8 protein-coding genes and 4 tRNA genes are annotated in these 12,098 nt (G+C 29.5%); 4 read left to right on the top strand and 8 right to left on the bottom strand.

The features are described from left to right. Positions 1-33: 33 nt before the first annotated feature. Together M9409_RS00170 and cysK are read right to left on the bottom strand one after the other, a co-directional pair. A complete protein-coding gene (locus M9409_RS00170) occupies positions 34-291 on the bottom strand; it encodes an HPr family phosphocarrier protein (RefSeq protein WP_250227218.1) in 258 nt (85 codons plus the stop codon). Between the two features lie 381 nt (positions 292-672). After that, positions 673-1,620, bottom strand: a complete 948-nt coding sequence (gene cysK / locus M9409_RS00175) for a cysteine synthase A (RefSeq protein ID WP_250226954.1) — start codon at positions 1,618-1,620, stop codon at positions 673-675. A gap of 359 nt (positions 1,621-1,979) precedes the next feature. Here cysK and ligA point away from each other — a divergent pair, with 359 nt between their 5' ends. Further along, positions 1,980-3,773 carry an NAD-dependent DNA ligase LigA gene (ligA, locus tag M9409_RS00180; RefSeq protein WP_250226955.1) on the top strand — a complete coding sequence of 598 codons (1,794 nt, stop codon included), beginning with the start codon at positions 1,980-1,982 and terminating at the stop codon, positions 3,771-3,773. Between the two features lie 293 nt (positions 3,774-4,066). Here the strand turns inward: ligA and M9409_RS00185 are convergent. Further along, a tRNA-Lys gene (locus M9409_RS00185) sits at positions 4,067-4,139 on the bottom strand. A 28-nt stretch (positions 4,140-4,167) separates the two neighbouring features. Then, positions 4,168-4,242: transfer RNA gene (locus M9409_RS00190), tRNA-Val, on the bottom strand. Positions 4,243-4,408: 166 nt separating this feature from the next. On the opposite strand from M9409_RS00190, the gene gltX reads away from it, so the two are divergent. Beyond that, positions 4,409-5,833: a glutamate--tRNA ligase gene (gene gltX / locus M9409_RS00195; RefSeq protein WP_250226956.1), complete on the top strand. Its 1,425-nt coding sequence runs from the start codon at positions 4,409-4,411 to the stop codon at positions 5,831-5,833. A gap of 199 nt (positions 5,834-6,032) precedes the next feature. Further along, positions 6,033-6,105: transfer RNA gene (locus M9409_RS00200), tRNA-Ala, on the top strand. A gap of 199 nt (positions 6,106-6,304) precedes the next feature. Here M9409_RS00200 and M9409_RS00205 read toward each other — a convergent pair. Beyond that, on the bottom strand, positions 6,305-7,492 hold the full coding sequence (locus M9409_RS00205) for a NupC/NupG family nucleoside CNT transporter (RefSeq protein WP_250226957.1): 1,188 nt from the start codon (positions 7,490-7,492) through the stop codon (positions 6,305-6,307). A gap of 338 nt (positions 7,493-7,830) precedes the next feature. Here M9409_RS00205 and M9409_RS00210 point away from each other — a divergent pair, with 338 nt between their 5' ends. Then, complete coding sequence (locus tag M9409_RS00210) at positions 7,831-9,066, top strand: Nramp family divalent metal transporter (protein ID WP_250226958.1); 1,236 nt, start codon at positions 7,831-7,833, stop codon at positions 9,064-9,066. Between the two features lie 350 nt (positions 9,067-9,416). Here M9409_RS00210 and M9409_RS00215 read toward each other — a convergent pair. The 3 genes from M9409_RS00215 to prmB form a co-directional block, all read right to left on the bottom strand. Next, positions 9,417-9,488 (bottom strand) — tRNA-Arg (locus M9409_RS00215). A 317-nt stretch (positions 9,489-9,805) separates the two neighbouring features. Further along, the gene (gene aroC, locus M9409_RS00220; protein WP_250226959.1) at positions 9,806-10,870 is read right to left on the bottom strand and encodes a chorismate synthase; all 1,065 of its coding nucleotides are present in this window, start codon (positions 10,868-10,870) and stop codon (positions 9,806-9,808) included. A 24-nt stretch (positions 10,871-10,894) separates the two neighbouring features. Then, positions 10,895-11,809, bottom strand: a complete 915-nt coding sequence (gene prmB, locus M9409_RS00225; protein ID WP_250226960.1) for a 50S ribosomal protein L3 N(5)-glutamine methyltransferase — start codon at positions 11,807-11,809, stop codon at positions 10,895-10,897. Positions 11,810-12,098 lie beyond the last annotated feature (289 nt).

Below are 12,098 nucleotides of genomic sequence, written 5' to 3' on the forward strand. Positions count from 1 at the left end.
TATTATACGAATATTAATTTGATTATATTGTATTTATTTAAGCTCAGTAATAAACTTGATTAAATGTTGCACTGCTTTTTCTGCATCTGTACCATCGGCAGAAATGATAACTGTGGAGCCTTTGCTTAAACCGAGTGTTTGTAGTTTAAACAAACTTTTAGCACTTGCTTTTTTTCCGTTAGAGATTACTGTAATTTCAGAATTAAATTTTTTTGCTGCTTTTACAAATTGAGTAGCTGGACGGGTATGTAAACCATTAGAAGCAGTGATTATAGTTTCTTTTTGATACATTTTTATCTCCATTTGATTCAATGATACGATGAGAATAATATTTCTCTGTAAATTTAATACAAATTAAACATTATTATTCATGAACATAAATGAATAAAATTGTTTGTGCATATAAATAATGTACTAATTTTTGTTTATTTTTATCTATATCACATTTAAAATAGAATATGTACTCAAAGATATTTTTCATTTGGATTACCTATTTTAATGTCTTAAAAAGATAGTATTCTATTTACATAATGTAATGAATTCAATATTTTTATAAATTCTGCAATAAATAAAATACATAAATTGTTTTTATCTATATAGAAATAAATAATAGAAAACACCTTATATGAATGTTTTCTATTTTTTTGAGTATCAATATAAAAATTTATTTTTTTATAACTTTGAAAATAATACGGTACTTAAATATCGTTCACCAGATGATGGAAGTATAACTACTATATTTTTAGTAGCATAGGACTTATTTTTTTGTAATTGTATCGCTGCTGCTAATGCGGCTCCTGAAGAAATTCCAGCTAAAATTCCTTCTTTTTCCATTAAATGCTTAGCGTAGCTAATAGCTGCATCTATGTTTACTGTTTCTACATGATCAATTAAAGTTAAGTCGAGATTTTTTGGGATAAAACCAGCACCAATACCTTGAATTTTGTGTGGCGCTGGTTTTATATTTTGACCAGATAATGTTTGGGTAATGATTGGAGAGTCTTCTGGTTCTACTGCTACAATAATAATTTTTTTATTTTTTTGTGTACGTTTTAAAAATCGTCCAACTCCGGTGATAGTACCTCCTGTACCAACTCCGGCTACAAATACATCTATTTGTCCATCCGAGTCATTCCAAATTTCAGGTCCTGTGGTTTTTTCATGAATTTCTGGATTTGCAGGATTGCTAAATTGTTGTAATAATACATAATGTTTAGGATCAGAAGAAACGATCTCTTTTGCTTTAGCAATAGCTCCTTTCATTCCATCATGTCCTCTTGTCAATATAATTTCAGCTCCTAAAGCTTTTATTAATTTAATACGTTCAATGCTCATGGTATCCGGCATGGTCAAAGTTAATTTATAATTTCGTGCAGCTGCTACGTAGGCTAGAGCAATTCCAGTGTTACCACTTGTTGCTTCTATAAGTCTCGTATCCAATTTTAATAAATTTCTTTTTTCTGCATCCCAAATCATATTAGCGCCAATACGACATTTAACACTAAAGCTAGGATTTCTAGATTCAATTTTAACCGCAATATAACCATTTCCAATATTATTAAGACGAACTAATGGAGTATGACCAATAGTATAAGAGTTATCTTGGTAGATTTTATACATACCTAATATTCCTTAAATGTTATTTAATATTACATAGAGTGTTTATATAGAAAATTTTTTCAAATATAGTTTGGATTAAAAATAAAAATATAGTTTTTTATTCTAATATAAATATTAGATTAAAATTAATTATTATGCATCAATTATAAACGGATAATTGATTATCATTTTTTTCGATATAAATAATTCATAAAAATTAATTTGATATTTAATTGATAATTAAATAGAAATTACATTAATCAATTGTATATTTGCAAGTATTTGTGTCGTAAAATATCAAATCATGTGTAAATGCAAGATAATCATTTTTAAGTATTAAATTAGTTATTGGAACCCAATATAATTGGGATGTTTATCTTATGAAATTTGTTAAAAAAAAAATACAAAACTTAAGAAAAAAATTACGTCATTGGGAATATGTATATTATACAAAAAATGAATCTGTAGTATCTGATGCAACGTATGATGCGATGTTATCAAAATTAAATCAGTTAGAACAAATGTATCCGAATTTAATGACAGAAAATTCTCCGACCCAACGTGTAGGAGGTATATCTCAATATAATTTTAAAAAAATACATCATAAGGTACCAATGTTATCTTTAAATAGTATCGTTGAATCACTTCAATTGTTATCATTCGATAAACGAATAAAGATAAAACTTCATGATAATCATATGATGTTATATTGTTGTGAATTAAAAATAGATGGGGTGGCAGTTAGTTTATTGTATAAAAATGGGAAATTAGTTTACGCAGCAACTCGAGGTGATGGTAAAATTGGAGAGGATGTTACCAAGAACATATGTACTATTCGTTCAGTACCTATTCATTTACAAATTGATGTTAATAACAAATATGGTACGTTACCATATTTGTTAGAAATTAGAGGAGAAGTATTTATATCTAAATTATGTTTTTTAAAATTGAATAAAATAACGATACAGCAAGGTGATAAACCTTTTTCTAACGCGAGAAATGCTGCTTCTGGTTCGTTACGTCAGCTAGATCCTGGTGTTACAGCTACACGTCCGTTGAGTTTTTATTGTCATGGTATTAGTAATTATGCTGGAGAAGAGGCATTACCAGATAGTCATTGGGAACGATTAAAATTATGTAAAAATTGGGGTTTACCAATTAGTAATTGTGTTCGTTTAATCAGAGGAGCTAATAAAGTATTAGAATATTATTCTTATATAAAAACAATACGATCCAATTTGGAATTTAATATTGATGGAATAGTTATTAAAGTGAATAGTTGTGCATATCAAAGTAAATTAGGTTGTGGATCAAAAGCACCTAATTGGGCTATTGCTTATAAATTTCCTTCGGAAATAAGTTCTACTAAAGTAGAGAATGTAATTTTCCAAGTTGGACGAACGGGTATTATTACTCCAATAGCTTGTTTAGAACCTATTGTAATTTCTGATGTTGTAATCAAAAAAGTAAACATGCATAACATGAATGAAGTTAAGCGACTTGGATTAATGATTGGTGATACAGTGCGTGTACAAAGATCTGGTGACGTGATTCCTAAAATTGTAGGAGTAGTTTTTTCAGAACGCACTGATGATCGTGTAAAAGCTATAGAATTACCTCAGTTTTGTCCGGTATGCGGGTCTCGTATTACAACATGGCGCAATCAATCAGTGTTGCGCTGTACGGCTGGATTAACGTGTCTTGCTCAAAGAAAGGCAACACTTGAACATTTTGTTTCTAGAAAAGCAATGAACATTTACGGAATGGGAAATAAAATTATTGATCAATTAGTGAACCAGGGTTTAATATTTACTTCATCTGATCTTTTTCGTTTAAATAAAAATAAGTTACTTTGTCTAGATGGATTTAGTTTGGAAAACATTGAACGTTTATTAAGGTCTATCGAGGATTCTAAAAAAATTACTTTGGCTCGTTTTATATATGCATTGGGTATTTATGGTGTAGGTGAAACAGTAGCTAATAATTTAGCTGTTGTGTATCAAACCATAGGAAATTTAGTTGCGGCTGATTTACAATCATTATCACATTTAAAATATATAGGGCCAATTGTAGCGAATAACATATATCATTTTTTTAGAAATCCAGATAACTTAAAAAATGTTCAAGATTTAATTGATCCTTCTATTGGTATTCAGTTAAATACTATCGTATGATAATGAAAATTTAAAAGATTAACAGAATCATAGGTATGATGTAAAATTAGAATTTTGTGTCTTATACAATATTTATAGATATATAGAAAGGAACTTACATGCAAATTGGGGTGGTGAATAACGTAACCGGTTTAATAAATAGAGTTTTATTCGTTTGAATTCAATTGTAAAATGAATGGATATATTTTTTAATTCGGTGTGTTGGTTTAATTAAGTTTGATGGGCATTGATATGATTATTTGAAACAATCACAAATTGTTATCAGGGGTGAAAATAGATACATAAATACAATTTGGGTCGTGCAGGAGTCGAACCTGCGACCAATTGATTAAAAGTCAACTGCTCTACCTTCTGAGCTAACGACCCTAAAATAAAAATTATAATGACTATAAAATAGGTGATGGCGGGTTCGAACCGCCGACCCTCTCCTTGTAAGGGAGATGCTCTACCAAACCTGAGCTAATCACCTCGTCTGTTGAATTGAATTATATGGATTCATTGGTACGAGTCAATGGGTTTTTATAAAAATAGAGATTTTTGATTGTATTTTATTGACTTAACATCAAATTATATTTTGTTTTGACTTAAATGAGTAAATTATATGATTACCTATATTCATCAGGTACTTAATTTGTATGCATATTAAAACTCGATTCGCACCTAGTCCTACAGGTGATATACATATTGGGAGTATTCGTACTGCTTTGTATTCTTGGTTATTTACTCGAAAGCAAGGTGGTAAATTTTTATTACGTATAGAAGATTCTGATGCACAACGCTCTATAGATGACTCAGTTGAGCTTATTCTTACAGGAATGAATTGGCTTAATTTAAATTGGGATGAAGGTCCATATTTTCAAACTGATAGGTTAAGCCGTTATAATAGTATAATAACTTATATGATTCAACATGGTATGGCTTATAAATGTTATTGTTCATCAGAAAGGTTAGAATTATTGCGATCAAATCAAATAAAAAATGGAGAAAAACCTAAATATGATGGTTATTGTCGTTTTACATCATCTACAGCTGCATATAATGCTTGCGTTAATTCTTATGTGGTACGTTTTTGTAATCCTCAGGAAGGGATAGTAACATTCCATGATCAAATTAGAGGTACAATTACATTTGACAATAAAGAGTTAGATGATCTAATTATTCGTCGATCTGATGGATCTCCAACATATAATTTTTGTGTTGTAATAGATGATATGGATATGCAAATTACCCATATCATACGAGGTGAAGAACATATTAACAATACTCCGCGTCAGATTAATATTTTACAAGCATTGAAAGCTCCAATACCAACGTATGCTCATGTGTCAATGATATTAGATAATAATTTAAAAAAACTATCAAAACGCTGTGGAGCGTGGGGTATTATGCAATATCGTAATGATGGGTTTCTCCCTGAAGCAATACTGAATTATTTAGTAAGGTTAGGATGGTCTCATGGAGATCAAGAAGTTTTTACTCTGGAACAGATGAAAAAATATTTTGATTTGAGCAAGATTAGTAAATCTCCTAGTATTTTAAATACTGAAAAATTACTTTGGTTGAATCATCATTATATTAATCATTTACCAATAGACTATGTAGCTTCACATTTATTATGGCATATGCGTCAACAAAAAATCGATATACAAAATGGCCCTAAATTGACTGATATAATAAAATTATTTGCAAAACGTTCACGTACATTAAAAGAAATTGCAAATAATTGTCGTTATTTGTATACAGATTTTGATATATTTGATAATAAGGTAGCAAAGATCTATTTAACACCTATTATGATAATGCCACTAAAATTTTTAAGAAAAAAATTCAGTATTACAGTTGATTGGACGCCAGAGATTGTTAAATCTATAATTATAGAAACCGTCAATGAATTTAATACTAGCATAGATAAAATAGGTATGCCTCTTCGTGTAGCATTAACTGGAACAGTTTGTTCTCCAACACTTAGCATCATTATACATACTATTGGGCGGTTTCGTGTATTGAAGCGTATTGATCAGGCTGTACGCTATATTTCAACATTGTATTGTTATAGGTAAAAATAATAGAAATTTTTATTTATTTGATATTCATATACTTTGAATTTCTTATATAAAGTTTGATTTGTATGTATAACATGGTGTTGTAATAGTTATTATTGTTCAATAAAATAAAAATATACAAACATTGATATTGTTTTTTAGGAAACAGAGAAATAAAGGGAGAGATCTGTGCGCAACTATTTGTATATTTTATAACGGGGCTGTAGCTCAACTGGGAGAGCGCTTGCATGGCATGCAAGAGGCTGGCGGTTCAATTCCGCTTAGCTCCATTTATTTTTTATATTATATATAGAATGTGAACTATTAATCTTTATGTATGTGTATTTTTATTTTATTTGTTATGTTTGTAAGATTGTGTTTTGATTACATCAAAATAAAATTGTTTACTACATATAATTTAGATTGTTGATAGCTTTGGTTTTCAATGTATATGCAATGTTTTTATTTATTTTTAATTGTTAGTAATAATCATATAACTAAACCAACTATTGTGGCGGATAGCATATTGATGAGCGTAGAGCTATATATTAGTTTTAATCCGTAATGTGTAATTATATTACCCTGTTTTTCATTCAATGCTTTAATAGCACCTGTAACAATACCAATAGATGAGAAATTAGAAAATGAAACCAAGAACACTGATACTATTCCTACAGTTTGGGGTGATAAATCACCAGCAATTGTTTGTAAATTGATAATCGCAATAAATTCATTAGAAATTAATTTAATTGCCATAATACTGCTGACTGGTAGTATTTCATCAATAGGTATACCTATAACCCAAGCAAAAGGAAAAAAAAAGTATCCTAAAATTTCTTGTAAAGATATATTAAACAATATTTTAAATGTTGAATTAAGAGCAGAAATAAGCGCAATAAATCCTATCAACATTGCGGCAACAGTAACAGCTATTTTGAGTCCAATTAAAATATATTCTCCTATAATTTCGAAAATATTTTGATTATTAATGTAGAAATTGGTGATATCTAGGTCATTTTCTTTGTCTACTATGTAAGGATTAAGTAATGATAGTATGATAAAAGCGCTAAACATATTTAATGTTAATGCCGCTACAACATATTTTGGATCTAACATGGTCATATAAGCTCCAATTATGGAGAGAGACACAGTGGACATGGCAGTTGCCGCCATGGTATACATTCGTGGTGCAGATATTTTTTCTATAATATTTTTGTATACTATAAAATTTTCAGATTGCCCTAAGATCAATGAACTAACAGCATTGAAGGATTCTAGCCTTCCCATTCCATTGATTTTAGACAGAATAGTTCCGATTATTCGAATAGAAAATGTTAAAATATGAGTATATTGTAAAATACCAATTAAAGCGGAAATAAAAATTATTGGACATAATATATTTAAGAAAAAAGTAGCTAATCCTTGCGCGCACATACCTCCAAACACAAAATTTGTTCCTTCTGATGCAAACATCGATAGTGTATTAAATAAAGTACATAATTTTCTTACAGAAGAAGATCCTAATTGGGAATGTAAAATAACATACCCAAAAAAAATTTCTATTATTAATAGTTGGACAATGAAGCGTATGCGAATACTTTTTGGATTAGTGCTTACCAGTAATGACAGAGTTACTATTGCGGAAAATCCTAAGATAAAATGCAAAATGCGAACCACAATATTTACTCCATTAATATAATACAGAAGTTGTTTGATTTTTCTATATAAAATGGCAATTAAATAAAATTAGTTGTACACCTTATGATTCAACGAAAACTCTATTTGTACGTTACAGTATTATAGGTTATCAAAAGATAATTAATGGATTTAAAAAAGTATAATTTAAAAAGTTAGCCTATGCTATACTTATTTTTATTTGAAACTATACCCATCTATAGGAAATGACATCTTAAAATTTCGATCGTTAATCATATATTGCCTATTATAGTGTAATTACTTTATTTAAGTATAAAAAAATAAGATCGAATAAGATGATTCTATGAAGATTGTTAAGTATGCTAAATGAGCAAGATTCAGTAGTGGAACATCGATCTACAAGAAAAATTAAGTTTGCGTTGCTTGGTCCTGCTTTTATAGCTGCTATTGGATATATCGATCCTGGAAATTTTGCAACTAATATACAAGCTGGAGCTACTTTTGGTTATCAGTTGCTGTGGGTTGTAGTATGGGCAAATATAATGGCTATGTTAATTCAATTACTTTCTGCAAAATTAGGAATTGCCACTGGTAAGAATTTGGCAGAACATATTCGAGATCAATTTCCAAGATCAGTGGTATGGATGTACTGGATCCAAGCTGAAGTTATTGCTATGGCTACGGACTTAGCGGAATTTATTGGAGCTGCGATTGGATTTCAAATATTACTCGGTATATCTTTATTACAAGGTGCATTCTTGACAGGTTTGATTACTTTTTTAATTTTAACTTTGCAAAGGTATGGAAAAAAACCATTAGAATTTGTTGTGGGAGGTTTGTTATTTTTTGTTGCAATTACTTATGTTATTGAGCTTTTTTATTCAAAACCTAAATTTATTATGTTAGGTATGAGCATGTTACTTCCAATACTTCCAAATAGAGAAGCAGTATTTTTGTCAGCAGGAGTGTTAGGCGCTACGATTATGCCGCATGTTATTTATTTACATTCTTCTCTTACTCAAGATGACAGCATACCTGCAAGTAGATCTGAGCGATATTCTTCTACAAAATTGGATGTTGCAATTGCAATGACTATTGCTGGTTTTGTAAATTTATCTATGATGGCTACTGCAGCAGCGGTGTTTCATTATGGTGGATATACTGGTATTTCCAATTTAGATGAAGCTTATTTAACATTGTCTCCTTTGTTAAATCATACTGCTGCTATAGTTTTTGGTTTAAGTTTAACAGCGGCTGGATTATCTTCAACAGTAGTAGGTACTTTAGCGGGTCAAGTAGTCATGCAAGGATTTGTTCGCTTTCACATTCCTTTGTTATTGCGCCGTGTTATTACTATGTTGCCTTCATTTATAGTTATTTCTTTTGGAATTGATTCCACACGTATTTTAATAATGAGTCAAGTTTTACTTAGTTTTGGTATTGCTCTTGCATTAATACCGTTGTTAGTATTTACTGGAGATGTTAAATTAATGAATGAATTAGTCAATTCTTTATGTATTAAATTAGTTGGTTGGTTAATAACAATAATAGTAATAATTTTGAACATATATTTATTAATTGGTATTATTGTTTGATTGTATTAATGAATTGATTACTTTATTTTAAAAAATTCTCTGTTTTACTGCGTAGTGGTTCGTTTATATATGTTTTCGCTGTTATTAAAATTTATTTTTATTTAATTAAGTAAACGTTTTATAGATTTATATATAAAGGTAAAGATTAGTAGCGCATTATTATATTTATTATATAAATATAATAATGCGCTATTTTCATATTAAATGACAATGTTGAATGGTATTTGTTTGAAATTGTTTAATTTAATAGTAACTAGATTATATTTGATGTTGTATTAATAAATACACACTTTAAGTGTATTTATATCAGATAATATGCTGTATGATTGTAAACAGCTAACTATATATTATGTCTTCGAAAGGAATCGAACCTGTAATTAGCCTTTAGGAGAGGCTTGTTATATCCTTTTAACTACGAAGACTTTTTTAATTAATTATATATTAATATAAAATTATTATGTTTTATGAATATACAGAATCCATGTATGTTGTTTATATGTTGTTTTAGGATACTTCAAAATGGTAGATGTTTTATCATATATAAAGCAGATGCGTATGTGTATAGAAGCATTTAAAATATAATATTTTTAAAAATAATTGTATTGGTCCAACACATATAATATGATATTTTTTTATGTTTTGATTTTAAATGAATAGTTACACAAGTATTATGTATGGTTTTAGTAAACATCTATATATATTTTTTTAATTTAATTTTACATTTTTAGTTTGAATCTTATTATATTTTGTCGCATTGTGCGCGTTGTCTAAGTAGATGATCCATTATAACAATAGCCACCATAGCTTCTGCGATGGGTACTACTCTAATTCCTATGCAAGGATCGTGTCGTCCTTTAGTAATTACTCTGGTTTCTTTGTTTTCGCATGTAATGGTTTTTCCTGGAACTGTTATACTGGAGGTCGGTTTAATAGCTATGTGCATGATTACTGGTTGTCCATTACTAATACCACCTAATATTCCTCCAGCATTATTGCTGTTAAATCCATTTAATGTCATTTCGTCTCGATGCTCGCTACCATATTTAGTAATAACTGAAAATCCATCCCCAATTTCTACACCTTTTACTGCGTTAATGCTCATCAATGCATGGGCTAAATCAGCATCCAGTCGATCGAATACAGGTTCACCTAAACCAACTGGTATATTTTCCGCTATTATTGTTATTTTTGCTCCAATAGAGTCCCCAGATTTTTGTAAATTATTTATTAATGTGTCTAATGCAGTTAATTGGTCAACATCTGGGCAAAAGAATGGATTATTATTAACTTGCTCCCAATCTTTTAAATTGCAATGAATGTTACCCATTTGCGCTAAAAATCCACGAATTTTTATATTTTTTTTATTAAAAAGATATTTTTTAGCAACTGCTCCTGCTGCTACTCGTATTGCCGTTTCACGTGCTGAAGAACGTCCTCCGCCACGGTGATCTCTTAAACCGTATTTTTTTTCATAAGTATAATCAGCGTGTCCAGGACGGTATAGGTTTTTTATTTTTTCATAATCTTGAGATCGATGATCAGTATTTTTAATGATTAATCCTATGCTAGTGCCCGTTGTTTTTCCATTAAAAACACCAGATAAGATTTCTATCGTATCTAATTCTGATCGTTGACTAGTGTAACGAGAAGAACCCGGCCGTCTACGATTTAGATCGTATTGAAGATCTTTTTCTGTTAAAGGAAGATTTGGAGGCACTCCATCTATAATACCACCTAGTGCAGATCCGTGTGATTCTCCAAATGTTGTAACCCTAAAAAATTGTCCGATACTATTACCAGCCATTGTTAAAATTTCCTAATTTGTTGACTATTTGGTTTCGTTAAAAGTTAATAACTGTTGATAAGTTAGCATAAATACACCTTCTCCCCCGTTATAAAGTCGCAACCAGAAGAATGGTATGTTTGGATAACGTTTTATTAATTCTGTTTTAGTCTCACCTACTTCACATATTAAAATGCCATTTTTATTTAAATGATGTGTAACGTTCATTAATATTCTTTGAATTATCTTTAATCCATTATTATCTGCAGATAATGATATCACAGGTTCATAATGAAATTCTTTTGGTAATTTATATATATCCGAATTATTTACATAAGGAGGGTTAGTTATGATTAAATCGTATTTTGATTGTGGTATATTACTAAACAAGTCAGAATGAATAGGGAACACACGATGTTCTAAATTATATAGTTTAATGTTGTGTTCAGCTACTTTTAACGCATCCATAGAAATGTCTACCGCATCTACTTCAGATTTTGGATAAACTATAGCGATTGCAATAGCGATACATCCGCTACCAGTGCCCATATCAAGAATACGGTATGGGTAATGTGGTAATAGATCATGAAAATATGATGTAATTAACTCTCCAATTGGAGAGCGGGGAATAAATACTCGTTTATCTACATAAAACTCTAAACCACAAAACCATGCTTGATAAGTTAAATAAGGTACTGGTATGCGTTTATTGATGCGGTAGTTAACTAATTTGATTATCTTAGTGCGTTCTTTAGAGGTTAAGCGAGCCTGATATATTTGAGTTGGAATATTTATAGGTAAATATAAACTAGGGAGTATTAAATGTAATGTTTCGTCCCAAAAATTATTGGTACCGTGTCCATAAAAAATTGAGTTAGCATTAAATTGACTGCTACTCCAACGTAATATATCTAATATAGTATGAATTTCTGTCAGTGTTTCTTTGGTTATGTTTTTCATAGATTGTAATTCCTTTGATTATGTTGATATGTAGATCTTGTAAAGTTATTGTGTTTGGAATGTAATTTGTTTTATAAAACAATTAAAGTATTATACTTTTTTAATTTATGATCAGATATGAATAGATAATGATATTAGTGGTATCGTTAGTTGAATAAAATGTACAGTATGCGAATAGTGCTTATGTAATTATATAGTCATGGTTATCAACTTATGCTGATAATTATCATTATAGTATTTTATGTATGATTTTTCTGTGTTTTGGTTATATGTTGATTACAATTTATCA

The organism is Blochmannia endosymbiont of Camponotus sp. C-046, from assembly GCF_023585865.1.
In the GTDB taxonomy this organism is placed as follows: Bacteria; Pseudomonadota; Gammaproteobacteria; order Enterobacterales; family Enterobacteriaceae; genus Blochmanniella.